Annotated in this window: 20 protein-coding genes; 11 read left to right on the top strand and 9 right to left on the bottom strand. The window is 60.5% G+C overall.

Going from position 1 to position 26,094, the window contains the following annotated elements; translation table 11 throughout:
* Positions 1 to 244 precede the first annotated feature (244 nt).
* Both HSRCO_RS03640 and HSRCO_RS03635 read left to right on the top strand, forming a co-directional pair.
* Positions 245 to 1,282 (top strand): site-specific integrase, encoded by a 1,038-nt coding sequence (locus HSRCO_RS03640; protein WP_259519045.1) that lies wholly within the window; start codon positions 245 to 247, stop codon positions 1,280 to 1,282.
* 636 nt (positions 1,283 to 1,918) lie between these two features.
* Entirely contained in the window at positions 1,919 to 2,524 is a 606-nt protein-coding gene (locus tag HSRCO_RS03635; protein WP_259519044.1) for a hypothetical protein, read from the top strand.
* A gap of 120 nt (positions 2,525 to 2,644) precedes the next feature.
* Here HSRCO_RS03635 and HSRCO_RS03630 read toward each other — a convergent pair whose 3' ends face one another.
* A complete protein-coding gene (locus HSRCO_RS03630; RefSeq protein WP_259519043.1) occupies positions 2,645 to 3,484 on the bottom strand; it encodes an HNH endonuclease in 840 nt (279 codons plus the stop codon).
* Positions 3,485 to 3,646: 162 nt separating this feature from the next.
* Here HSRCO_RS03630 and HSRCO_RS03625 point away from each other — a divergent pair, with 162 nt between their 5' ends.
* From HSRCO_RS03625 to HSRCO_RS03605, 5 genes are all read left to right on the top strand, one after another.
* On the top strand, positions 3,647 to 3,961 hold the full coding sequence (locus tag HSRCO_RS03625; RefSeq protein ID WP_259519042.1) for a hypothetical protein: 315 nt from the start codon (positions 3,647 to 3,649) through the stop codon (positions 3,959 to 3,961).
* A gap of 702 nt (positions 3,962 to 4,663) precedes the next feature.
* Positions 4,664 to 4,957 (top strand): hypothetical protein, encoded by a 294-nt coding sequence (locus HSRCO_RS03620; RefSeq protein ID WP_259519041.1) that lies wholly within the window; start codon positions 4,664 to 4,666, stop codon positions 4,955 to 4,957.
* Positions 4,958 to 5,700: 743 nt separating this feature from the next.
* Positions 5,701 to 6,288 (top strand): hypothetical protein, encoded by a 588-nt coding sequence (locus HSRCO_RS03615; RefSeq protein WP_259519040.1) that lies wholly within the window; start codon positions 5,701 to 5,703, stop codon positions 6,286 to 6,288.
* Positions 6,289 to 6,914: 626 nt separating this feature from the next.
* Entirely contained in the window at positions 6,915 to 8,744 is a 1,830-nt protein-coding gene (locus tag HSRCO_RS03610) for an acyl-CoA dehydrogenase family protein (protein WP_259519039.1), read from the top strand.
* 2 nt (positions 8,745 to 8,746) lie between these two features.
* Complete coding sequence (locus HSRCO_RS03605; RefSeq protein WP_259519038.1) at positions 8,747 to 10,231, top strand: AMP-binding protein; 1,485 nt, start codon at positions 8,747 to 8,749, stop codon at positions 10,229 to 10,231.
* A 218-nt stretch (positions 10,232 to 10,449) separates the two neighbouring features.
* Here the strand turns inward: HSRCO_RS03605 and HSRCO_RS03600 are convergent, their stop codons facing one another.
* A complete protein-coding gene (locus tag HSRCO_RS03600) occupies positions 10,450 to 11,685 on the bottom strand; it encodes an ATP-grasp domain-containing protein (protein WP_259519037.1) in 1,236 nt (411 codons plus the stop codon).
* Positions 11,686 to 11,889: 204 nt separating this feature from the next.
* On the opposite strand from HSRCO_RS03600, the gene HSRCO_RS03595 reads away from it, so the two are divergent.
* Positions 11,890 to 13,140: an MgtC/SapB family protein gene (locus HSRCO_RS03595; RefSeq protein ID WP_259519036.1), complete on the top strand. Its 1,251-nt coding sequence runs from the start codon at positions 11,890 to 11,892 to the stop codon at positions 13,138 to 13,140.
* Between the two features lie 26 nt (positions 13,141 to 13,166).
* On the opposite strand, the gene HSRCO_RS03590 is transcribed toward HSRCO_RS03595, so the two are convergent.
* The 3 genes from HSRCO_RS03590 to HSRCO_RS03580 form a co-directional block, all read right to left on the bottom strand.
* Complete coding sequence (locus HSRCO_RS03590; protein WP_259519035.1) at positions 13,167 to 14,006, bottom strand: ZIP family metal transporter; 840 nt, start codon at positions 14,004 to 14,006, stop codon at positions 13,167 to 13,169.
* Positions 14,007 to 14,099: 93 nt separating this feature from the next.
* Positions 14,100 to 14,399 carry a hypothetical protein gene (locus HSRCO_RS03585; protein ID WP_259519034.1) on the bottom strand — a complete coding sequence of 100 codons (300 nt, stop codon included), beginning with the start codon at positions 14,397 to 14,399 and terminating at the stop codon, positions 14,100 to 14,102.
* Positions 14,400 to 14,440: 41 nt separating this feature from the next.
* Positions 14,441 to 14,650, bottom strand: a complete 210-nt coding sequence (locus HSRCO_RS03580) for a hypothetical protein (protein WP_259519033.1) — start codon at positions 14,648 to 14,650, stop codon at positions 14,441 to 14,443.
* Positions 14,651 to 15,050: 400 nt separating this feature from the next.
* On the opposite strand from HSRCO_RS03580, the gene HSRCO_RS03575 reads away from it, so the two are divergent.
* Positions 15,051 to 15,470, top strand: coding sequence for a CopG family ribbon-helix-helix protein (locus HSRCO_RS03575; RefSeq protein WP_259519032.1), 420 nt, complete (start codon positions 15,051 to 15,053; stop codon positions 15,468 to 15,470).
* Here HSRCO_RS03575 and HSRCO_RS03570 read toward each other — a convergent pair whose 3' ends face one another.
* From HSRCO_RS03570 to HSRCO_RS03555, 4 genes are all read right to left on the bottom strand, one after another.
* On the bottom strand, positions 15,471 to 17,666 hold the full coding sequence (locus HSRCO_RS03570) for an LUD domain-containing protein (RefSeq protein WP_259519031.1): 2,196 nt from the start codon (positions 17,664 to 17,666) through the stop codon (positions 15,471 to 15,473).
* Positions 17,663 to 18,175: an LUD domain-containing protein gene (locus HSRCO_RS03565; protein WP_259519030.1), complete on the bottom strand. Its 513-nt coding sequence runs from the start codon at positions 18,173 to 18,175 to the stop codon at positions 17,663 to 17,665. Before HSRCO_RS03565 ends, HSRCO_RS03570 begins: the two co-directional genes overlap by 4 nt.
* Positions 18,176 to 18,247: 72 nt before the next feature.
* Entirely contained in the window at positions 18,248 to 20,032 is a 1,785-nt protein-coding gene (locus HSRCO_RS03560) for an Nramp family divalent metal transporter (protein WP_259519029.1), read from the bottom strand.
* 86 nt (positions 20,033 to 20,118) lie between these two features.
* Complete coding sequence (locus HSRCO_RS03555; RefSeq protein ID WP_259519028.1) at positions 20,119 to 20,700, bottom strand: helix-turn-helix domain-containing protein; 582 nt, start codon at positions 20,698 to 20,700, stop codon at positions 20,119 to 20,121.
* Between the two features lie 482 nt (positions 20,701 to 21,182).
* Between HSRCO_RS03555 and HSRCO_RS03550 the strand changes: the two genes are divergently transcribed.
* Both HSRCO_RS03550 and HSRCO_RS03545 read left to right on the top strand, forming a co-directional pair.
* Entirely contained in the window at positions 21,183 to 22,898 is a 1,716-nt protein-coding gene (locus HSRCO_RS03550) for an L-lactate permease (RefSeq protein WP_259519027.1), read from the top strand.
* Positions 22,899 to 23,025: 127 nt separating this feature from the next.
* Positions 23,026 to 26,064 (top strand): FAD-binding and (Fe-S)-binding domain-containing protein, encoded by a 3,039-nt coding sequence (locus tag HSRCO_RS03545; RefSeq protein WP_259519026.1) that lies wholly within the window; start codon positions 23,026 to 23,028, stop codon positions 26,062 to 26,064.
* Positions 26,065 to 26,094: the final 30 nt, after the last annotated feature.

Here is a 26,094-nt window from a genome sequence, read left to right as displayed (position 1 = left end):
CAACTGGAAGGTGACGACCCAACGATGACCGATCCGGTCTTTCACCAACTGATCGATCTCCCTATCGACAAAAAGCTAAATCGCGAGGAAGTCCGGCTTGTCACTGAGGCCGGCGACTATCAGGATCTCCGGAGGTCGAGGTCATGAGCGCCTTCGAGCCGATCGCGACGACCTGGTCCCCGGAGTGCCAACGTGAACGCCTCTCGTGTAGCCAAACCACGGCGACCGAGGAGGTGAGCGCGTAATGGGGGACGGGCTCGAACCGCTCGCTCCCGAGACCGGCCTGAGGATGTACATCGAAGGCCGTCGCGACGAGTTAAGTCCTGAGACCCTGCAGTCTCACGAGTACCGGCTCGAGGCATTCGTTCAGTGGTGCGAGGAGTACGGGATAGAGAGCCTGGACGACCTCTCAGGACGCGACCTCTACGAATACCGGATATGGCGCCGCGAAGGTGACGGCGAGGGACGCGACCCCATCAAGACCGTCACACTGCGGGGTCAACTCGCGACGCTCCGGTCGTTCCTCCGGTTCGCCGCCGACATAAACGCCGTTCCCGAGGCACTCCGCGAGAAGGTCCCGCTCCCGACCGTCAGCGCGGCCGAGGATGTCAGCGATAGCACGCTCGACCCGGCGCGGGCGAACAAGATTCTCGACTACCTCGAGCGCTACGAGTACGCGAGTTTCCGGCACACTCTGATGCTCCTCATGTTCCACACCGGAGCGAGAGCCGGCGCCCTGCGCGGGCTCGACCTCCGCGACCTGGATCTCGACGAGGAGCAGCCGGGCGTCCAGTTCGTTCACCGGCCCGAACTCGACCAGCCGCTGAAGAACAAGGTGAAGAGCGAGCGGTGGAACGCGATCAGTCCACGGGTCGCCCGCATCGTCCAGGACTACATCGACGGCCCCCGGAACGATCACGTCGACGAGCACGGGCACGAGCCGCTTTTTACAACGTCGGTCGGCCGGCCCGTCGTCTCGACGATACGCGATCGTCTCTACTCCATCACCCGACCCTGTTGGATGGGCAAGGAGTGTCCCCACGATCGGGACCCGGACGAGTGTGAGGCCACCTACTACAAAAGCGCCTCAACGTGCCCGAGTTCCCGGTCTCCTCACGACGTCCGCAGCGGTCGAGTGACCGCGTACCGGCGCGATGACGTCCCTCGAAGAATCGTTTCCGACCGACTCGACGCGAGCGGCGATATCCTCGACCGGCACTACGACCGCCGCAGTGCGCGTGAGAAGTCCGAGCAACGCCGCGACTACCTTCCCGACGAATGATGTCACCAACTTCCCCCGACAGTGCACAGAGTCCCGACCACCGACCGAGCGGCAAGCGCAAAGTGCTGTCCCGTCAGGGCCCATACAGGAAGTGCCCGTTTCTGGGCCGTCCCCGATTTATTCCGTTAGACCCGCCCAAGACCAAGGAAATCACGCATTTGTGGGTGCGCGAAATCGGCCATTTTGAGCTAAGTCGAACCACCGACTCGGTGGCTCCGGCATCATGTCGTGGCATAATACAGGTTAATAGCCACAAATCGGCTACTTAGCTAAAGGCTTATTTCAGGGTAGAAGCTGGTTTGACCGCTACGCGGGAATCTCTGCTCATTTCGAACGATTATGCTCGAATACAACAGCTGAGACCTCCAACTCGGAGGTGCCCGTTAGCCGATTTACTCGCAATCACTATAACAACGAGCACGGTCAAGAGGAGGCGTTTCGGGAGAATTCAAGTTCAGTTGGCTACAAGAAGAATCAATATATGCACCAACCGCCCGCCAGGAGTTTTCTACACCAGTATTTCGGCGGGTAAGTGGGCGATTTCACTGTTCAGAAAGGGGCCTAACAAGGATAACGTACCTAATTTATGCCATATATTCAGCAGATATTTCATCACCCGCCTAAATGATTAATAGTATGTCTAACTCTGAAGAAAATCAATCAACGAATCAGGGGCAACCGTCGAGTTCTGAAGGTTCTGGTGAGATATCCCAGAGGAAAAGTGAAGTATTACTTACCGAATATCAGGAGTTACAAGAAAACCTCCGGGGACACAAAAAACGGTGGAGCCGGAGAATTACTCGAGGACTTTTTGGAAGCATACTTTTGATCGGTTATGCATTTCAAACAGAAAACCGCCCACTGTTTGTTTTACTGCCAATCTTGATGACTCCACTCCTAATCGCTCATGTAATCGAGGAAAACACTGTTGTCGATATCATATCGAAATTAGAAGATATTGAGGGTGAATTCCCCGCTGACAATTTCGATTATTTCACCGAGTATGAAACACTTTCAAGAGACAAGCAATCAGAAAAAGAACGCCGGGTTATCTGGTCCATGAATAGTATTATCGGCCTCACCTATATCGGATTCATGGCTGCAGGTCTGGTATACTTTTATCGGACATATAGCATAAAATATACCCTCGCCCTTGGGGTATTAGACATGTTCTTGATTGTTCTAATGGTAGGATTATTCTTGGCAAATGAAGAAAAGTACCACGCTCGTTACAGTGGGTAATAACCGGGCGAAGGCGGAGGTGATCCGCCACTTAGTTCGGAACGTAGAGTTTTGAAACACTACCCGCGTAAAGTCAGTTGATTTGGGTTCGAGCTTTAGAATGACTGGGAGCAGACTCCGCTATCCTACAGAGACTCCCGGAAGGCGACGAGCCTTCGCTTTCAATTTAGTCTTCGAAATACCTCCTGCATCCGCTTGCCGATGGTGGTTTGGACAAAGGACAATCAGGTTGCTCGGTTCGTTTGAGCCACCTTCACTCCGTGGTTCGATGTGGTGCACTTCGAGATGATCGGAACGCTCCCCGCACCATTCACACCGCTGCTCAGCACGTTCGAAGATGAGGGTGTTCTTGGTTTTCTCCGAAGCTGGTGGAGTAGTCTCCACGCCGGAATTTGAACCCGATTTTCGAGATGATGAACCGCTTTCTTCTGACTCAAAGAGTTGCTCCTTTGCTGCCTTCCACCCATTAGATCTACCGACTGCAACACCCCAACCAAGGATCAATAGACCACCGATCCCCATGATCACACCGGCCTGGAATACTGTCTCGCTTGGCTGCCAACCTTGTGTGGAGAGAGTTGCCCCGCCAACGATGACGAGCGCAATCGCGATCACTCCAGGCGGAGCATCGATATCCTCAAGATCGTCACCGTCAGCAGAGACATCTAGTTCTCCATTTTGTCCGAGGTCCGTTGAGATTGACTCCATCTGATTCCCTCCGCCAAGCCCAAAGCCGCCGGGAGCACCACCGTGCGCCTTCTCTTCGAACAACCCTTCGACTTCCGCATAGGAACCAACCTCTCGAACAGGGATGGTATCCATCACTGGATTCTCGAAGTCTCTCGATTTGTATTCAGGAGTCACCACCTTCATTTGGGCGTCGTTTTGGTAGGTAATCACGTAGAGACCGTTGTCCTGTTTCTCGAGGCGCCAGTCTCCCTCGCGTCGAACTACGCCCATGTAACTGACTGACAAACTTTAGTGGTAAATATATTACCGTTTCTGGGTTCTAGTGGAGCCCACGGCCACATGTTCCCTAAAAATGAATAGCATTCGAGAAAAATCGTGCTCAAAATGCCACCTAATTTCACACCTAATAGAAGCATTAGTGTTGGGGATGTCGTGAAAGTCCTCCCCATTAGAATAACAAATGGTGACGACCTTTGGTGTCCAGTCCCGGTAGAAGTGCTAAAAGACAACATTCGAATTGATGTGGACGAGTTCGAAAATCCACAAAATATCATAAATACAGAAGTGACTGTAAAGATTATAAAAATTGGTAGAGACTCAACGAGAGCGATACCTGTATCGGATTCTGATATTAATGATTCCTATGTTACCAGATTTACATCCCATGATGAAACAAGTAAGGAAAGAGGATCTGCTGACGATATACCCGGTGGGGGTGGAGAAGGCGGAAAACGACAATCCACCTAACCTGACTGAATCTAATCCATCACACCCAGAATCCTCCCCCATTGGGAATGATAGAGGTGGACAAAAAACGAAAAACCGGGATTCGAGCGAAGAGAATGGAAATAGACAGAGTGATCTTTCTAAACTACGGCAAAAAGCAAAGAATGAGGAAACTTTGGTGGTTTCAAGTGAGAAAAGAACGAGCCAAAAGGCCTCTCAAGAATATTCTCGGTCTGAAGCTATCAAGGATTATGTAAAAGTGCGCGCCGATGGTCAGTGCGAAGGGTGTGGAGAACACGCACCTTTCGTTAGCAAAACTGGCAAACCCTACCTACACGCACATCACGTTTTCGAACTGAGTGAAGGGGGAAAGATACCATAGACAGTGTTATCGCTCTCTGCCCGAACTGCCATTATCGAGTTCATCATGGATTAGATGGAGAGGAATATAATCAAGAGTTGCGAGAGAAATTACATCAAATCGAGTGAATTATCGGCTGATGTAATTTTGTCTTTATTTCAACTCTTCCAGTAGCAGGGCTCTTACTTGATGCTGTGTGAGATATGCGCCTTGTATTCAGCACGAAATAGAAACCACCTGAATTTCACGTCCGACTTTTCATAGAGAAGTCGGACATTCTGCGGGAGATTCGGCGTCGATCCACGCCCTGGGTAGACCAAATGCATCGGTTTTTGTCCGGGTTGTCGAAGTGCCGGACGTAGATGCAACTCGAAAACTACCGCGACCTCGAGGGGCGACGCGTCCGATTGAACGATGGCGAGCGCGACCAGCTGCTGGAAGTCGTAGAGGACGACACTCGGAAAACACTCGCGTTTGGTTTGATGGCACAATCCGGTCTGCGGTCCCAGGAGGTCGTCGACGCTCGATGGGAGCATCTGTATCAGAGTGAAACGGGGCAGTGGTTCGTTCGTGTTCCTGCAGGGAAGGGGGAAAAAGGAGCGGTCGACCCCGACGAGTGCCACCCTCGCCGGCATGATCCGCGCCTAGGAGCCTGACCTACTCGTCGACGTCGCGACCAGAACGCTTCGTCGGTGGGTTGACGCCGCTGCGGAAGAGCTCAACGAACAGGACAATGACGAACGATGGCTGTATCTCGCTCCGCACGATCTCCGTCGTAGCTAAGGGCACCTCACCCTTGAGGCCGGTGTGCTACCGAGCGTGGTGATGCAGTGGGGAGGCTGGGAAGACTATCCAACGTTCCAGCGGCACTATCTCGGGAAAAACGGTGAGACGGTGCAGAGTCGAGAGGCTGAGAAAGTCGGTTGGCTGTGAGAGCTAGGAATCGGCCTTCGCTGATTTTGGGGTTTGTCGCTCGTTGGATTTTCTCTGATCTAACAAGTTCGGATACCCATCATAGTTTCATCAGGGCATTCAATCATCGATTTCCGGCGAGAATAATGGAGGCTAGGCCACCCTAGAAACCGGAATTCGAGTGAATAACAGAATTGGGATAACGGATGGCTTTTTATGATGGGAGATAGTATACGGTATTGAACAATATAGGCCAACGACATCATCCGACGAAAGAAAGCTCCGAACCTGCCCTAAACAGGTTCGGTCACAGTCCCCTGCGTGTAGCGAGGGAATTGGGACATCCGTATCTACGGGTGTCCCATTGTAAATCTTACTCCACGCAGGTGAGCCAGTAGTCTCAACTACACAAACCGTGAGACTCCAAGAACTCATAAAAGACGTACGAGAACAGCATTCCCATCACCCAAGCCTCGAGGACCAGATTATGGTCTACATGGTCCATCACTGGGTTGGAACAGTACCCGGTGAAGCAGGGCCAGATCTGGGAAAGATGGAAATGGACCAGGCGCTCGATAGTTTGGACCTCGAGCTCGACCACAGCCTTGACACCGCTGTGAGCAATTTGGAGAAGGCTGGCCTATTGGGGAAATATGAACCCGATGGGCCAGACTGGTGGCTCATCCGCCAGAGAGATGGCGAGTTCGTGATGGGCGAAGATTTCCCTCCGGCGGTCCAGGATGAGTGCCAACGAGCAATTAAGCACATCCGTGGGATGGATCCGTCTGACGAGGGCGGAACTCCTGCGGTAGCCGATGGAGGGCATTCTCCCAAAACCAATGACGAGGGCGAGACTCTCCGTCAGGAGGTGAGTCGGAAGTTGGACGTGAAATCCGGAGAGTTAGAAGGTTGGCTCTCTGCAGGAGATGCAAAGACTCGAAGGCAGAAGTTGGAAAATCTTGTCGGGGTGATTTCGGGGAGCGACTACTTCGAGGCCCCCGATTCCTTTGACGAGATCAGCCTCATCCCAAAGGGGTACCGGTACCATCGATCCGAGTTCGCCGTTAATCACTGACCTCCGTCGGCCCGGTTGAAGAGCCTGCACAATGCCGGATTACAAATCCGGTTTTGATTGATGGAGATTGTTTCGGGACGTGAGATGGTTTCCTCCGGAAATGCCAATTCACCAGTAATCCAGGATTTCGACTGATTTTGCGGGGTACAGATATTCCTCGGAAAGTCCGGAAGGGGCGCTACCCAACCCAAGCCACTACGCCCCAATCTCAGAAGTATGCCTCAAGACACACTCTCGAGCCGAGTTCACCGACGATCTCGTCGACGAGCTGGCCGACGTCTTCGTCCAGGAGCGCAGCGTCGACCGAAAGGTGGGCGAGAACTTCGCCGAGAAGTTACTCCGTCGCGATCGGAAGATGCGCAAATGGCTGGTCGGGCTGCGAGCGAACGGAGTCGAGGCCGTCTACCTCAGCCTCTCACGGCAACAGTACGAGTCGTTTCGCGTCCACTCCGTAGAGTACTCGCCGAAGGACCAGAACCGCCGCATTCGCGCGGGTCGCCGCCGTCACCCCTTCGCCAATATCCGACTTGTGCGTCCGAAACGATCAGCCGGAACTGTAAACAGAATACAATCGATGGGGTGTTTACTTACCTTTATTATTAATCAAATGGTTTATTTTTTGAATTATGGTAGATCCACCCATCGACTATGGAGCGCTCGACGAGGGACGGCACGTCAATTACTGGGACGTAAACCCCGTTCTACAGGAGGAAGCAAAACGGCGCTACCCGGACGACGAATTCGAGTGGGCAGAAGAGAAACTCCAGGAATTCGGTCGGCTCGTCGGACATACCATCGCAGATAACGCAGACCGCATCGACAGCCACGGGCCGACACTCCAAACACACGACAAATACGGGGAGTTGCTGAATCGGGTGGAATACCACCCCGACCAGTTCGAGAACGAACGGCTCATCTACGAGCACGGAATCGTCGCCGATGCGTTCGAAGCGCCGGACGGACGAGATGAACCGGTTGGATTGCTCCACACGCTGACCGAGCAACTCCTCCTGTCGTACGCCGATACGGGGCTCGTCTGCGCACAGTCCATGACGTCGGGAGCCGCGCTGACGTTGCGAAACCACGACCACACGGGAGAGTACACCGAGTATCTGAACCGGCTTACGTCCAGAGACTACGAGTCCGCTATCGAAGGGGCGATGTTCCTTACCGAGGAGCAGGGCGGGAGTGATGTCGGATCTGCCGAAACGGTCTCCGAGCCTGCGATGGCGCCGCGTCAGGCAACAGAGTCGTCAGCTCCCCAGGCCAAAGCCACGCAGGACGGTGGTGAGTTGCAAACGCGCGAGTACGAATTGACTGGAGAGAAGTGGTTCTGTTCGAATATCGACGCCCAGGCGACCCTCGCCCTCGGTCGACGTCCCGGAGCCCCGGACGGTACGAAGGGGCTTTCGCTGTTTCTTGTGCCACACGAATTGCCGTCGGGGGAGTTGAACGACCAGCGGTATCGCCGGCTCAAAGACAAACTCGGGACAGAGAGCGTTCCGACGGGTGAAGTCGAATTCGACGGCACCACGGGCTATCTCGTCGGCGAACCCGAGCGCGGGTTCAAGTACATGACGACGATGTTGAACTGGGAACGCGTGACGAACGCCGTCGGCGCCGTCGGAATCATTGGCCGACTATTGCTCGAGAGTACGGTCAAGGCGGCGAATCGTGACGCGTTTGGACAGGCCATTCAGGACTTCCCGCTGATGCAACGTGACCTGGTAGAGATGGCGGTCGACCACGAAGCCACGCTGACATTCGCCATGGAGGCTGCTCATTGGCTGGACCGATACGAGCGTGATCACGATGACGACGACGCATTCCAGTTGATGCGACTGCTGGTCCCGGTCTCCAAGCACGTCACGACGCGGACGGCCGTCGATACCGCGTCGTATGCCATGGAGATTCAAGGCGGAAACGGGTACGTCGAGGATTTCGTCACCCACCGCCTCTACCGCGATGCCCAGGCCCTTCCGATATGGGAGGGGACCGCGAACATCCTCTCACTCGACGTGCTGCGGGCCATGGAGAAAGAGGCCGCACACGAGGCATTGCTCCCGCTCGTCTCGGGGTATCTGGACGACGTCGAACATCCGTATCTCCAGGCGCTCGCAACGACGGTTCAAGGGGAGTTCGAACGATTGCAAGAAGCTCTGCTCGGACTGGCCACAGCAGACGATGCGTCTGCACAATACGCTGCAAAGGAAGTCACCGAGTACATCTACGAGGTCACCACGGCCAGCATCCTCCTGAGTCGGGCACAGGACCACCTGGACGACGGTGACGCTCGCAAAGCGATCGTTGCGAACCTGTTCGTCGAGCGTGAGCTCGCGTCCGATTCGTCTGGAGTACGAACCGATGGGACGCCCGCGATGGAGTACTTCGACGCGATCGTCCGGTATGCCAGTCTCGACGCTACGGAACTTCCCGACCAACCAGTGACGACGTAACCATGCACACCATACCCTCAGTGCTCGACAGAGCGCGCACGCTGTTCCCCAACGGTACTGTCTCCGACGGGGCCACCGTGACGACGTACGAACAGGCACACGAGAATGCCCAGAAACTGGCTGGAGGACTCGCAGATCGAGGAGTGGATGCCGGGACAGTCGTCGCAGTCGCCGACTGGAATACGCCCAAATTCTTCGAACTGCTGTACGCTATCACCGGGATGGACGCCGTTATCTATCCGGTGAACCTGAATCTTCCGCCCGAACAGATCGGCTACACGCTGGAGAAATCGACTTCGACCTATCTGCTTTACTCCGATGACTTCGAAGCGCTCGCCCAACAATTCCCGGGGGAGACACTACATATCGATCGCCTCGAAGACGGCGATCCGGTATCACTCGACGTCGAGGAAGAGAGTCCGGCAGTCACGCTATTTACCTCGGGGACGACTGGGAAACCCAAACCGGTCAGATACACACACGAACAGTTCGTCCACGGCGGATTGAGTATCGCCCACCAACTGGCCGAATACGACACGCCAGCCTCCGTGTCAGGAGAGGACACCCTGTTGCCCAGCATTCCCATGTTCCATCTGCTGGCCTGGGGTTCTCCGGTCATCGCCCCCTATCTCGGCGCAGACCTTCTGATGACCGGCCAGTACGACCCGGAGACAGTCGGGTCGCTGGTCGAAGACGGCGAGGCGACCTGGACGAACATGGTGCCGACGATGGCGCGCCAGTTGCTGGAAACGGATCACTCACTCGACGGGCTCAAAGTATTGACCGGCGGCAGCACGATTCAGCGTGATCTGGTCGCCCAGTTCCGCGACCACGATATCGAATTCTCGACGATCTACGGCGGGACGGACATGCTCGCCGCCTCGATTTCGATCTGGACTGACGAGGCTCGGGAAGAAGGCGGGTACGAGTACCTGCGTCGGGTGACTCACCCGGTGCCATTCGGCGAATTCCAACTGGTACACCGAGAGGGCATGGACGAGGATATGGGTGAAATCAAATTCCGGGCCCCGTGGCTTCCCGACGGGTACTACGACCTCCCAGAGAAAAGTGCGGAAGCCTTCGTCGACGGCTGGTTCAATACGGGCGATATCGGGAGACGGATGCCGGATGGGGGAATTCGGATTCTCGATCGCATCGACGACACCATAAAAAGCGGTGGCGAATGGATCCCGTCGAGCATACTCGAATCGATCATCGTGGAGACACCATCAGTCGCCAACGCAGCCGTGCTCGGCAAACCCGACGAGGAATGGGGAGAACGGCCAGTTGGGGCTGTAACGCCCGTCGACGACGACGTCGAGACGGAAGCGGTATACGACCAACTGGGGGAGGCAGTCGAAAACGGACAGATCAACGACTGGTGGATCCCCGACGAGATCTACACAGTCGAGGAGCTCCCATTGACGAGCACGGGGAAGATCCAGAAGGGAGAGCTTCGAGAACGGTTGGATTTACAACACTCCTGACGCTCACAGGAGGACAACCCTGGCGCCCGACGTACTCCGCTATGACTTCCTCCCGCCCCCAGGAGGGACCGAAGGGAACGAAGTATGTCTGGATCGACGCCGTCTGGGCTATCGCCGCCGGTAACGGACGGCGGTACTGCTACTGTGGACGGACCGACACGCCCGATTGCGTGTCGATTCAGTACCCGCCCCACTTGTACTCCCGCACGGGATCGAGATCACTCCCGCGAGAACACTCGACGCAACCCGGGGACCTGGGAAACAGCGACGTTCGTTCGAACTGCGTTCAGGCCATCTCGGACGAAGGGACCGGGGTCGTCGAGACTGAGGTAGTCGAAGTGGGGGTGCTCGGCCACGGACGACAGGATGTCCCAGACGGTGTCCTGTACGGAGGGCCGTTCGACGAGCGGGTAGTCTTCGGTGAGGACGCTGTGGAGATGGACGAGTTCTCCGCGGAGCAGGTGTGAGGTGGTTCCGACCCTGTACTCCGGGTCGAAACGCTCACCGACTCCCGTCGCCAGCGCCCAGTAGTAGTACGGATGGTCGACGCCGGCGTGGATGTCCATCGGAAGGCTGGCCCAGAAGCGCGGGTTCACCTCCATGAGTTTCGCCTCGCCGGTCTCTTCGTCACGGATGAACCCGACGGAGGCGAGGCCGTGCCAGTCGAGATGGTCGAGCAGTTTCAGGGCAGACGCCTCGAGATCGGGGTCGGAGGCCGCCCGGTGACAGATGCTCGGGCCTCGGGGATACTTGATACCGCGGACGAGTTCCTTGAGGGTCGTCGCCACCGGTTCGCCGTGGTCGAAGACGCCCCTGAACGTGTACTCGGTGCCACGAACGTACTCCTGGACGATGGGGTCGTGATGCATCGCCTCGCGAATCGTGTCCAGCTCCGGCCGCTCACCCGATTCGAGAAATATGGTCTTCGGGAGGGAGACCGTTCCCGCCGTCGACACCGAATCCTCGTGGTCCCCCGTGAGGATCGCATACCGAGACTTGACGATGCGCTGGCGATCCCAGTCGGTGACCGCCTCGAGGAGTGCCGTCTCGGGCATCGGGACGCCGATCTCGTCGGCGATAGCGAACAGACGCGTCCGGTCCTGGACGGCCGTCAACTGGTCGAGCGTCGGCCAGAGTGGCGTCACGTGCTCGGCGAAACGTTCGCGGTACTTCGCCAGGACGTAGACGTCCGCCTCCCGCATCGGGATGATCGCCTTGACCGACTCCCGCTGGGCGAGCGACAGCAGTGCGTCCCGGTACGCGGACACGTCTTCGGTCGGCGAGGGGGCGCGAACCGACTCGTCGCAGTACTTCGAAGCGAACGCCGGTGGATTCCGGTGCTCGGAGACGGCAATGGTGTGTATGCCGCGCTGACCGAGCGACCGGAGGACTGTCGTTGAACTCGCCGACCCCACCGCCGGGACCACGACCGCCGGCGTTTTCCTGGAAGCCATAGAGGAATAGCGCAAGGAGTCGGATAAAGTAACAGAGGTATTACTACTAAGTAGCATTGGCATGTCGAGTGGTGACTCCGCGTGACTGGCAGACGCCGGCCCGTTTCGGGGCGTCAGCGTCGGACGAAACAGACGGCAGCCTAAACGACGTGAAACGACAACCGTCCCACAACTTAATACGGGCCCGGATGGACTCTGCAATAGATGGTCGTCCCCGTCACCGATCCGCTACTCTCTATCGCCGTCCAGCTGTTCATCGCGGTCGGTATCGGGGCACTCGTCGGCCTCGAACGCGAACAGGCAGAGTCCGGCGGTTCGTTCGCCGGGAGCCGAACGTTTCCACTGATCGCACTCTACGGGGCGGTGGTTCAGGCGTTCTTTCCAGCGGTACTCCCTGTCGCACTGGCCGCCATCTCGCTGCCACTGACGGTCGCGTACGCGGGAAAGATCTGGATCGAAGGCGACATCGGCCTGACCACGCTGACCGCCGCCCTGTTGACCGTCCTGCTCGGTGCCCTGACGACCTACTCGTCGCTGGGGACCGTCATCGCGATTATCGTCGCGGGAATCGTGACCGTCCTCCTCTCCGCGAAGGGGGAGATTCACGGGTTCGTCGACCAGATCGAACCGGAGGAGCGGCGGGCCACGATCAAGTTCGTCCTCGTCGCGATGGTCGTCTTCCCACTGCTGCCGAATCGGGAACTGGAGGGTCTGCTGGGGCTCAACCCGCAGTTCGTCTGGCTGATGGTCGTCTTCGTCAGCGGTCTGAGTTTCGCCGCGTACGTGCTGAGTCGGGCCGTCGGCGCAGAGCGCGGCATCGCCCTGACGGGCCTTCTCGGCGGATTCGTCTCCTCGACGGCGACGACGGTCTCGATGGCCAATCGGACGTCGGGAACGCCCGCGCTTTACCAGATCTGTGCCTTCTCGACGGTCCTGGCAGCGATCGTGATGTTCCCGCGGGCCTTGATAGAGGTCGCGGTGGTCAATCCCGCACTGCTCCCCCACGTCCTCGTTCCGCTCGGAGCGATGACCGTGGTCGGGCTGGTCGTCGCTGGCGTGGTCTACTGGCGATCCACCGTCGAACGGGGCATCGAGTCCGACATCGAGAATCCGTTTCGCCTCCGTCCGGCGCTGGTGTTCGGGGCCCTGTTCGCACTCGTATTACTCGTCTCGGAGTACGCGAACGACTGGCTGGGATCGTCGGGCGTCTACGCGACGGCGTTCGTCTCGGGGCTGGCCGACGTCGACGCCATCACCCTCACGTTGAGCAAACTCGCTGCCGATGGGACGATCACGCCCGAGGTCGCGACGACGGGGATCGTTCTGGCCGCAATCGCGAACACCGCCGTGAAGGCCGGATTGGCGTGGATTCTCGGGACGCGAGCGCTCGGACGCCTGGTGACCGCCGTCCTCGGCGTCGTGGCCCTCGCCGGCGTCGTACTGCTTTTCGTATAGTGGCCGGCGACCGGAGCGATAGCCGCTCACCCCAGAGAGATGTCGAGGTAGAGCATGACGATGATCCCGATGATGGTCCCGAGGGTTGCGATCCGTTCGTTGCCATGAGTGTGTGTTTCGGGGACGATCTCGTCGCTAATGACGAACAGCATCGCCCCCGCGGCGAAGCCCATGGCGTACGGAAGCAGCATGGTCATCGTCAGGACGGCGTACGCGCCGATCACGGCGACCGGTATCTCGACGATGCCGGAACGGATGCCCGCGAAGACGGCGTAGAACCGTCGATTCAGGCCGGCGTTGATCGCGGCGACCGAGACGGCGAGTCCCTCCGGGACGTTCTGGATGCCGATGGCGAGCATCAGGGGGATGGCACTCGAGACGTCGCCGGCGCCGAAGGCGACCCCGACGGCCAGTCCCTCGGGCATGTTGTGGATCGTGATGGCCAGGACGAACAAGACCACCCCGGCGAACCGATCGTCGCTCACCGGGAGGGATTCGCTCGGGTTCGCCGCGTCGGTACGTTTCCGACCGGTGACCAGGTAGTGTGCGTGCGGGACCAGGACGTCCGAACGGTCGAGAAAGAGCGCGCCGATGGCCACCCCCACGAGGACCGGGACGGGATTGCCACCCGAATACGTCTCGATTCCCGGGATGATGAGACTGGTGAAACTCGCGGCGAGCATGATCCCCGCCGCGAACCCCAGTGCCCCGTCGAGGGCCCGCTCAGAGGGGTCTCGCCAGACGAAGACGAGGCTGGCACCGACGAGGTTGAACGTCGCGATGACGATGCCGCCGACGAGTGCATTTCGCACCGGATCGTCACCGAATAGCCGGACGAGTGGCTCCCCGATGGCGGCGAGGGTCATTCCCGCAAACACATCACTATCCCTGAACGACGTCCCCCCTGGTAAAAAAGGTACAGTCCGCACGGTCCACCCGACTGCTTCCAGACGGCTGGCCTAGGACCGGTCCGTATCACTCGATATCGTCCAGGACTGTCCACCCCCCTCCACGGTCGAGGATTCGACCGCGTCGGCCGCCGCCGTCAAGGCAGCCGCGAGGTCCCGGGCGTCTTCGGTCGACAGGTTACCGAGGAACACGTCGACTGACCCATCGCGAGCGTCGATCCCGAGATTGATCTTGTCTTTGAACGCACCGACGACGATGTCGGGTTCGAGGCCGTCGGCGACGAACTTCGAGTACTGGTCTTCCAGGAGGACGTCGAGGTGCATTCCCGCCCCGGAGTGCTCGTCGCTCATGTCCGCCCCTGCGGGCACCAGCAGCGTCAACGTTGCGGTGATTACCGTTCGGCGTCCGGGTGTCGCCCGAGCGAGATCAAGATGACACCCACGGCGCCGTACAGGACCATCCAGAGGGCCGTTACCAGGTAGCCGACGCTCGTGGCGAGCCACCAGCCGACGACGAGAGACACGAGGATGAGCGTCACACCCATGATGGTGTACGAACGATTCGAGTCCGCGACGGGCTCGGTGGAGTGGGTCGGGTTCATTTATAGACCCCCAATATCGTGGACCATACTATACCCTGTGTCACCAACCATCATGATTGTTTCCCCCAGTTATCGGATGAAGACACACTGCGGTCGGACGTCCGTACAGGCCGCCCGTACCGTTCGGTTCCCGGACCAGTCGCGTAATTCTCAGAAATCGATATCTGGACCGAATGTTTATGTAGGGTTGCATGGACCGAATACGTGGAGGGTCGCACCCCTCCGTGGGTAAACGGCGGGCTTTCCATCTTCCCCTTCCCCCCATCCCCCCTCCCGTTGATGGCCCTCGTTTACCCCGTTTTCCGCCCCAGAGTGTGGGCGATGTCGATTCGCCATCCGAAACAGCGGTCGGGGCACCGGAATACTAATCATTAATATCGAATGGGCAGTGAGTTAATACATGACCGTCGTCAGCGTCTCGATGCCGGAAGAGCTCGTCGAACGGATCGACGCGTTCGCCGAGGAACACGGCTACACCGGTCGCAGCGAAGTCATCCGCGAAGCGAGTCGCAATCTCATGGGCGAGTTCGACGACCCGAGACTCGAGGATCACGAACTGATGGCCGTCGTCACGGTCCTCTTCGACTACCACGGGACGACCGTCGAAGAGCGAATGATCGGCCTGCGACACGAGTACGAAGGGGTGGTCTCCTCGAACGTTCACAGTCACGTCGGCGACCACCACTGCATGGAACTGTTCGTCCTCGAGGGATGTCTCGAGGAGATATCGGCCTTCGTGGGTCGGATTCGGGCGACCAACGATATCCTCTCGGTCGATTACTCGGTGCGGCCGGTCGACGAGATCGACCCGATCACCTGATCACCGGGGATCGAGACGTTCGATCGGGTGTGTCGGTTTCCGATCGAGCAGGTGGTCGAGCTGGTCCCCGCAGGACGTGCCGCTCGCCAGGACGTCGCGATCCGCGGTCTCCTCGGTCGAGAACTGGTCGGCGAGCGTCTCGCCGACGTCGACGCTAAGCTCGTAGTACTCCCGTTTGTAGCCAAAGGACCCCGCCAGCCCACAGCACTCCACGTCCGAGGTGACGATGTCGTAGCCCAGCGCCTCGAGGATGTCTTCGGTGTAGCCGTCGAAGCCGTACGAGCGCTGCTGGCAATGGCTGTGGTAGGCGATCTCCTCGCCGTCGCCGTCCGGCAGCGCGTCGAGGTCGGCACCGTTCTGGACGAGCCCGGAGACGTACTCGAAGACCTCGTAGCTGGCGTCATCGAGGCGACGATAGTCGTCCTCGGGGAGCAGTCGCCGGTAGTCGTCGCGGAACATCGCCAGGTCGCTGGGCTCGATGGCGACGACGTCTACGCCCTCTTCCATGTAGGATTTGAGCTCGTTGAACACGGCAGTCGCTTGCTGTTGAGCAGTCGCGACCATGCCCTGGGAAAGCGGTGCCCGACCGCTCTCAATGGGTTTCGGTACGCGCACGTGGACGTCCAACGCCTCGAGAACCCGGACCGCAGCCTTCCCGCGATCGGGATCGATGTAGTTGGTATAGACGTCCAGGTACAGTACGGCTTCGCGGTCAGCGTTCTCCGGGTCGACGTGTGACCCGCCGCGGCCGTCGAACCACTTCTCGAAGGTGTGTCGAGTGAACTCCGGCATCGGGCGGCGGCTGTCGACGCCCACGTACTCCTCGAGGAGAGTGCGCGAGACGTCGGCGCCGGCGATCCAGTTCGAGAGGGGCGCGAACGCCGAGCCGAGTTTCGCGAGCGTCCCGAAGTTCCCGAACATCCGTTTGACCAGATCGAGACCTCCCGGTTCGGCGTCCGGCGTCAGCCCCTCGTATACCCAGTCGAGGTCGCTTTCCTTTCCACGGTTGATCCGGTCGCGCACGGCCGTGTTGATCCATGGAATGTCGATTTTGACGGGGCAGGCCTCCGTACATCGCGAACAGCCGGTACAGAGGTCGTTGAACTCGCCGGCGGTGTCGTAGCCGTGTACACCGGCCTCCCAGCCGGTGGCAATACCGCCCGAGTAGGTCTCGCCGCCGAAGCCGTGGCCGCCGACGTGCTGGAAGTTCGCACAGACGTTCGAACAGGCCGAGCAACGAATGCAGTACAGCGTCTCCCGGAGGACTTCGTCCTCGCGCATTTCCATCCGACCGTTGTCGACGAGCACGAGGTGGAAATCGCGGTCGGCGTCGCCGTCGAGCAGTGTGTCGCCGTCGAACGTCGGGTTGTCCGTCGGCGGCGTCAGAAGCGAGATGTACGAGGTGATGTCCTGACCGGTCCCGGAGCGGCCGATGAGCTCGATGAACGGTGCGAGATCCTCGACGGTCGGGATGACCTTCTCCACCCCGGCCACGGCGATGTGGGTGTCCGTCGCCTGCATCGTCTTCCGGGCGTTGCCCTCGCTGGTCACGAGCGCCATGGTCCCGCTGTCGGCGGCCAGGAAGTTCGCCCCGGTCATGCCGATGTCGGCCTCCTTGATGCGTTCGCCCAGGTACTCCCGGGCGAACATCGTCAACTCCTCGGCGGTCTCGAGCGGCGGGTCCGGCGCGAACTGTTCGTTGAACAGGTCCGCGATGCCCTCGCGGGACTTGTGGATCGCCGGGGCGACGATGTGCGAGGGGGCCTCGTCGGCGACCTGGAGGACGAACTCGCCGAGGTCCGTCTCCCAGACGTCCACGCCGGCCGACTCGAGCGCGTCGTTGACCTCGAGTTCCTCGGAGGTCATAGACTTCGATTTCACGAGGCTGTCGGCGTCCGACTCCTCGGCCACCTCCCGGATGTACCGGTTCGCGTCGGCGGCATCCTCGGCGACGTAGACGGTCCCACCGTTCGCCTCGACGGACTCGGTCAACTCGTCGATAAGTTCGGGGAGGCGGTCGATGGCGTCCTCTTTGATCTGCCGGGCTTCCTCACGGAGCGCCTGGTAGTCGTCGAGTTCGCCGGTGGAGTCGTAGCGCCCCTGGTTGAATCCCGTGACGTTCTCGAAGACGCTGTCGCCCTCCTCGTCGAGGAGGCGTCGAATCGCGGCCGCCTTCTGCTCGCGAGCGCTGCTCATCGGTCGGTCACCACCAGTATCTCGACGGCTTTCGGTCCGTGGGCCCCCTTCACGAGTTCGCCCATATCGGCGGTGGCACTCGGACCCGTGGCGATGATGTGACTGTGATTACCGGCGCGGACGTGCTCGGCGATCCCGCCGATGGCCGAGGCCATATCCTGATGGATGGTGCTCTCCGCGACGACGGCGACGTGTGTCTCCGGATAGAGACTGAGCGGTTCCTCACCGTCCCCGGTGCCCTGCAACACGACCGAGCCGTAATCGGCGATGGCCGAGACGGCGGGGGTGATGCCGGTGTTCGCAGCGAAAAGTTCCTCGAGGGTCGGGTCGGTGGTCACGTCCACGGGCAGTTCGGAGAGTGAGAGACCGACCACGTCCAGCGGTGCACCGACCACCGGTGGTTCGAGTACCGATTCGAGCACCGCAGGGGCGTCCGCGGCGGGCGCCTCCATGCAGTCGATGTCGTGGTCGGAAAGCGACGACGCGAAATCTGATACCACAGCGTCCATGGCATCAAGCTACGATGAGCTCCGTTATGAATCTACATATCTACCGGCGATAATTGCGGTGATCTTGCAGGATCAACGAAAGAGCGATTGGACGGACTCGGCACCGGGGACCGTCCCGGCCGTACCGCGTTTGCCGCGGATACTGAAGACCATCGTCGCGACCTGCGCCAGGCCGAACCCGGCCCAGAGCAACGCGCCACCGACGCCAATGGTGGCACCCTCGAGACCCACCTGGAACGTCGAGAGGCCGATGCGAACGAGCGTATCACCGATAAGCAAGGTGCTGAAGAAGCCAAAGAAGGCGGTCGCCCACCACATAATGACGACCCGGGCCCATCCGGGCGTCAGGTGTTCGGGGAGGCGGTTCGTGTTGATAACGAGGGTCAGGGCGATGTACGGCCACATCATGATCCCGGACATGGCCGCCGAACGGACCAGCAGCCCGAACGGGTGGTTGAACGGCATCGCGATGATGACGATGCCCCACGCGATGAACGCGGTCAACAGCCACCAGAATATCTGCGGGAGACTCCAGCCGCGGTCGCGACCGACGAGTTCGAAGAGAATATCCGAACTATTGCGAACGAACGACTCGACGATGGCGTATTCGGTCGTGAACAGGGCCACGAAGAGCACGAGGTAGACGAGGATCCGCGCACCGTCCCCGAGCAGCGGGACGATCTCCTGGAGCCACATCGCGACCGCTCCTGCGGTCGTGCCGGGTGCGTAGGCCGCGGAGACGGTCATCATCGCCGTTGCCACGACGAACAGCCCGAGCGCGAAGGTGACGAGGTGTTCGAGTTGGGCGAGTCGCCACCACGCCTTCCAGCGTTCGAGGTTGATCCGCGTCGGTGGGAAGGCGAAGCCGTCCCGATGGACCGGTTCGGGTTCGTCACCGAGCAGCGGATTCCGGATACGCCCCTGGAAGATGCTCATCGCGTAGCCCTTCTCCCGGACCCAGAGGCTCTGGGAGAGGTTCAGGTACCCGCCCGCGCCCGCGTATGCGAGGGCCCCGAGGAACACGGCGAGGTCCATGTGTTCGGGAAGGGTTCCGATACTGACCGCACCCCGGGGAACGTTGACGAACTCGGTGTACGATCCCACCACTGCGACGAGCAAGAGCGCGAGCACGACCGCGACCACGACCATGGCCGTCTGGGCGGTCTCGACCGCCCGATACATCACACTCGAGAGGTGATAGCTCAACCAGATCAGGAGGAGCAAGGAGATGGCGATGATCTTCCAGACGGGGACGGTGACCCCGGCTACCGACACCACGCCCTCCCCGATACCCAGGCCGACAGCGCCGACCTGCGCGGCACTCGCCGCCCACCCGGGCCAGCCGAGGCTGATGAACCCGCCGACGAGGAACGCCCATGTCCAGCGCTCGCTCACACGTTCGAAGGCGCGAAAGACGCTTTCGCCGGTGGCGAGCGTCCATCGCTGGATCTCCGTGTTCACGAAGTACTGGGTGATGACCCCCACGACGAACGCCCAGTAGAGCGCCCAGCCATTCTGAGCGATGATATACGGCCAGAACAGGGATTCGCCACTGCCCAGGGACGCGCCGAGCATGATGGCACTCGGCCCGACGACGTGGCGGAGTTTGGGTGCCTTGGGGAGGTCGAGGATGCGATACCGCCCCTCGTCGCGACCCCGGTCTGGGTACTCGACTGACGCCGGAGCGACCTCAAGCTCGTCGTACGGACTGGGGATGAACGCAGTCGTGCGATATCGCTGGCCGTCGGTGTCCGAGGCGTAGACCTCCTCGTCTGGCGGTGAGCCGTTCTCGCTGTGGGTGGGTGGTGACATTGCACCGGATTCGGTACTCGGCCGAACGGGCCGATCTCCGTCCATTCGGCCGTCCTCGAAGTGTTTGACCGGTTGCACTCCCGGCTCTTAATTCGACCGGTAGCGGTGGCCACCCCATGAAAACGGGCGTCTCACCCGCCCAGGAAGTGCCAGATGTGGCCGCGTTCTTTCGGCGGATCGACCTGGGGTAGTTCCTTGAGCGCCGGCTGGATGACGTTCCACCAGCCCTCGGCGGTCGAGAAGCCCGCCGGGTGATCCGGATAGACGTCTTCGAGAAAGTCGGATTTCTTCGCCGATGGGTGAGCCCGGAGATAGTCGTAGGCAGCTAGGATGGCGGCCTGACGGTCCAGCAGTCGAGGACCGCTGCCCGGGAGTTCCATGTCGCGAACCCGCTGTTCCACCGCGAGGGGTCGCTGGACCTCCTCCTGATCGGAACTCGTGGACTCCGACCCCCTCGACCCCCCGCCGATCGGGATCCACCAGACTCGACAGCGGGCCCCGATCTTTCGCGTTTCGAGGATTCCCTCTTCGACGAGTTCGTTGAGTTTGTCGTGGGCCGTCCGCCGGGAACAGTCCAGTGCGTCGATCAGGTCGTTCGCAGTGAGGGGACGCGCCCGATCATCTCGCTGTTCGAAGACCGAGAGGACCCTCTCCGGAGGCATCCGATCGGCGAATTGCCCGTGCTGGTTGCGCTCGCGGTCGCCGGAGGCCATGGAATACCCTTCTCACTCGACTGTATAAGCCTTTACACTCGTATAGCAGACCGTACAATTCGTGTGTAGAGGCCTCCTCAGTCGAATGTATAGGACCCCAAACGGCACGGTAGCGTGGTCCGGAACCAGTCTACGGAAGAATTCCTCAACGACCGTAATCGACGTTCTATCCCAAGAAATAGCCTTCACACACGAATGATCCGGGCGACATTTACGTGACGAGAAAAAAGCGCCCTACCGACAAGGGATGTGTGCTCCCCGACCACCCCACCAGTGAGTGCGACGACACGAACCGGCAGAATTCGCGATTACCACGATTTTTTAGCAACCTTTATGAGAGTAGACCGGCGTTAACCGGATGCCAGAATGGGCCTGGCATGATTTCAGTATGAACTACCGTCCGACACCGGATCGATATTCGAGACCGTCTGAGGCGCAGCGGCGTTCAAATCCAAGTAATCCAGCGGAGGTGACAGGCAACGATGGCGTATAGTGTCGCGTCGCTCGCGATCGCGGGGGCGATCCCGATCGCTGCCGCGTTCGCACTGATGGTCGGGCTTCGCTGGTCTGCCGTCAGGGCGATGGGGGTCGGTTGGGTACTGGCAACCGTCCTCGGCTTCGGGATCTGGCAGATGGAGCCGACATGGTGGGCTGCTTCGGCCATCTTCGGTGGGCTCCAGGCGATCAACATCACGCTCATCGTCTTCGGCGCCATTCTCCTGATGAACTACCTCGACGGAAGTGGCGCCATTTCCACGATCAGGTGGCACTTCACCCAGATAGAGGGCGACCGGCGCGTGCAGTTGCTCCTCATCGGTCTCGGGTTCGAGACCATCATCGAGGGGGCGGCCGGCTTCGGCACCCCAGGTGCGCTCGCCGCACCGCTGTTCATCGGCCTCGGTTTCCCGCCGCTGGGTGCGGCGGTTTTCGGACTCTTCTTCAACGCGCCGAACCCGCCGTTCGGGGCGGCCGGAACGCCGGTCATCGGCGGTATCGGTGCCGTCGTGACCGACGGCATGCTGCCTGGTGAGATGACGGTTTCCGCCTTCGAGGTGCTTTCGGGCGCCTGGACCGGGCTCATTACCGGACTCACGTTCGTTTTCTGGGGCTTCCTCGGCGTCGTCCTGCTCGTCTACTGGTTCGGTAGCGAAGACGAGCGGTCGATCGGAGCGGCCCTCCGTACCTCGCTCCCCATCGCCCCCTTCGCCTTCACTCTCGGTATCGTCGCCGGCGTCGTTCAGTGGGGCGTCGCCTGGTTCCTCGGGCCGGCCCTGCCCGACATCGCGGCCGGGTTCGTCGTCCTCGGCGTCGGGATGGTCATGGCGAATCAGGACATTTTGATTCCCTCCGGGACCTGGGACTTCCCCGACAGCTCGAAGTGGAACGATACCTGGCGTGGCGGACTGGATCTCGACGAGATCGCGGGCGACAAGCCGAGCAAGGAGATGTCCGTGCTGATGGCGTGGACGCCGTACCTGCTCGTCGGGCTCTTGCTGTTGGTCACTCGCTGGCCGACGCTGATCATCGACGGTCAGCAGATCGTCAGCATCGTCAGTTCGTACTCGTTCGGCTTCAACGTCCTCGGTTACGAGGACCTCGGCTGGTCGATCCGCTACCTCTACCTGCCAGGCACCTTCCCCTTCCTGCCCATCGCCATCCTGACCGGATTCCTCCACGGCATGGACACCGACGGCATGGTCACCGCCTGGAAGGATTCCGTCGAACAGACCATCCCTGCGGCACTGACCCTCATCGTGGCCGTTTCGATGACCCAGGTCATGATCCAGTCGCAGGTCAACACGGCCGACCTCATCGGAATGATGGACGCCCTCTCACAGGCCCTCGCCGCCATCGCCGGTGGCCTGCTTCCGATGGTCGCCCCGTGGATCGGTGCCCTCGGGTCGTTCATGACCGGGTCGAACACCTCGTCGAACATCCTGTTCAGCGTACTGCAGTTCAACGCTGCGGGTGACGTCGGTCTCTCCCAGACGATCATGGTCGCCCTGCAGAACACCGGTGGCGGCCTCGGGAACATGATCTCCGTGCTCAACCTCGCCGCGATCGGTGGGGTCGCCGGCATCGCCGGCCGCGAAGGTGACATGCTCCGCAAGACGATCGTTCCGACCACCATCTTCGCGCTGTGGGCCGGCTTCCTCGGAATGATTTTCGTCTACGTGTTGCCCAACGCGCCGTTCTAGATCGGGCACCACACCTCCCCGTTTCGGCGTTCGCACCCGACTACCGGATACGCCGTTTTCACTGTTTTTGAGTGCTCTACTACGGTTTTTCAGGAGTTTTATGGTGGTGGCGATACTCCACAGGAGTATGGCATCTCAGTTCGGCGACGTGCCCGAGCCGCACCTCGACACGCGAGCCGATTACGATCACGTAGGCGGAGAGACGGCCGATCCCGACCTCGCGGCCGCCATCGACGAGCGGATCGACGGGGACGTGCAGTTCGACGAGTACTCACGACAGCTATTCGCGACGGACGCGAGCATCTACGAGAAGAAGCCGATCGGCGTCGCCCGACCCAAGACGACGGCGGACGTGGCGGCGATCGTCTCGTACTGCAACGAACGCGACATCCCCGTCCTGCCGCGGGGCGGCGGGACGAGCCTAGCGGGTCAGACCGTCAACGAGGCCGTCGTTCTCGATTTCAAGCGATTCATGGACGGCTTCGTCGACTTCGACCCCGAAGCGAAAACGGCGTCGGCCCAGCCCGGAATCACCATCGCCGGACTCAACGCCGAACTCGAATCGGAAGGGCTCAAGTACGCTCCCGACCCCGCCTGGGGCGATAAATCCGTCCTCGGTGGCTGTATCGGCAACAACTCGACCGGCGCGCACTCGTTGAAATACGACAAGGCCGACGGGTATGTCGAATCGATAACGGCGGTCCTGGCCGACGGGACCGTCACCGAATTCGGCTGGATGGACCTCGACGAGCTCTCGGCGGCCGCCGATCCCGACGGTGACCTCGAGGCGCAGATCTACGACGCCGTCGAGACGATCATCGAGGAGGACGCCGAGGAGGTTCACGAGCGCTATCCCGATCTCAAGCGGAACGTCTCCGGGTACAACCTGGACGTCATCGTCGAGGACGCGGAGGAACGCGGCGAAATCAACATGGGCCGACTGCTCGCCGGCAGCGAGGGGACGCTGGCGGTCATCACCGAGGCGACGGTCTCCCTGGAACCGATCCCGGAGACCACTGCGGTCGCGATGCTCACCTACGACGACGTGCTCGACGCGATGCGCGACGTCGCCCCCATCCTGGAACACGACCCCTCGGCCGTCGAGGTCATGGACGACGTCTTCCTCGAGATGGCCCGAGAGACACCAGAGTTCTCGGACGTCGTCGCGATGCTGCCCGACGGGACCGATTCGACGTTGCTGGTGGAGTTCTACGCCGAATCCGAAGCCGAGGGCCAACAGAAGGTCGCCGATCTTATCGCCGATCGGGTCCCTGACGCGGAGTCAACCGTCGAACCCAGCGACGGGGCTGCGAGCATCACGGACGCCGACCGGAACGCCGTCGACGTCATGGAAGCCTACGACGAGGATCGCAAGGCGGACTTCTGGAAGATGCGCAAGGCCGGCCTGCCGATCCTGCTGTCGAACACCGGCGACGACAAACACTGGCCGTACATCGAGGACACCGCCATCCCCGCGGAGAACCTCGCCGAGTACGTCGCGGAGTTCCAGGAGATGCTGGACGAACTCGACACCTTCGCCTCGTACTACGCCCATGCCGGCCCAGGGGTCCTCCACATCCGGCCGCTGTTGAACCTCAAGACCCAGGAGGGCGTCGACACGATGCTCGAGATCGCCGACGACGTCACCGATCTCGTGATGAAATACGACGGGTCTGTCTCCGGGGAACACGGCGACGGCCGCGCGCGCACCCAGTGGAACCGCAAGTTCTACGGGGAGCACCTCTGGGAGACCTTCCGCGATCTCAAGGAGACCTTCGACCCGAACTGGATCCTCAACCCCGGCCAGGTCAGCGGCGACGAAGCCGGCATCTCGGATATGACCCAGGACCTCCGGTACGATCCGGACTACGACTTCGAGGTCCCCTTCGAGCCGGAACTCAACTGGAACAACGAGAACGGGTTCCAGGGCATGACGGAGCTCTGTCACGGCTGTGCCGGCTGTACCGGATACACCGACACGACCGGCGGCGTGATGTGTCCGACCTATCGGGCTGCAGATGAGGAGATCACGAGCACCCGCGGCCGGGCGAACATGCTCCGGTCGGCGATGAACGGCGAACTCCCCGACGAGATCGTCTCCGAAGAGTTCGTCTCCGAGGTACTTGACCTGTGTATCTCCTGTAAGGGCTGCAAGGTCGACTGCCCGAGCGGGGTCGACATGGCCAAACTCAAAGCCGAGGTGGTCAACGAGTACCACAACCGCCACGGCTCGAGCCTGCGCGATAAGCTCTTCAAGAACGTCGATTCGCTCGCCAGTCTGGCCTCGACGTTCGCGCCACTGGCCAACAACGCGACGAAGATCCCCGGTTCCCGGACCCTCCTCGAGAAGACCATCGGCATCGCCGAGGAGCGGTCGCTGCCGAAGTTCACCCGGAATACCCTCGAAGGGTGGTGGGAGAGCCGCGGCGGCGCGCAGGTCCCCGAGTCGGCTGCCGAGCGGAAGGCCATCGTCTTCGCCGACACCTACACGAACTACAGCCGCGTCGACGTGGGCAAGGCGACCATCCGCGTGCTCGAGGCGGCGGGCGTGCACGTGGAACTGTCCGAGAAGACCGACAGCGGCCGGCCGGCCTATTCGAAGTCCTTCATCGACGCCGCCCGCGAGACCGCACGAGAGAACGTCCACACCCTCACCCCACGAGTGCGCAGGGGCTGGGACGTCGTGTTCGTCGAGCCGTCAGACGCGGTCATGGCCCAGTCGGACTACCTGGACCTCCTCGAGGGGTCGGACGTCCACGAGCTCGCCGAGAACGCCTACGGTGTCACGGAGTACGTGAACGTCTTCGATCTCGACGAGAACGTCGACTGGGACGCACCCGAGAAGACCCTGACCTATCACGGCCACTGCCACCAGAAGGGCACGAACAAGGACCACCACGCCGCGGAGGTCATGGAACGAGTCGGCTACGAGGTCGACGAACTCGACTCCGGGTGCTGTGGGATGGCCGGATCCTTCGGCTACGAGGCCGAACACCACTCCATGAGCAAGGCCGTCGGCCAGGAGGTCTTCGATCTCGTCGAGGAAAGCGACGGCGACGAAGTGTGCGCTCCCGGCGCCTCCTGTCGCACCCAGTTCGAGGACAGTGACGTGGCGGACGGGCAGCCACCACACCCCGCCGAGGAACTCGAAGCCGCGCTTCCCTGAACGAGCCGAATCGCCGCCATTTTTTCCCGC

The organism is Halanaeroarchaeum sp. HSR-CO (genome assembly GCF_024972755.1).
Classification (GTDB): Archaea; Halobacteriota; Halobacteria; order Halobacteriales; family Halobacteriaceae; genus Halanaeroarchaeum.
This window is presented reverse-complemented; position numbering and strand designations above follow the sequence as displayed.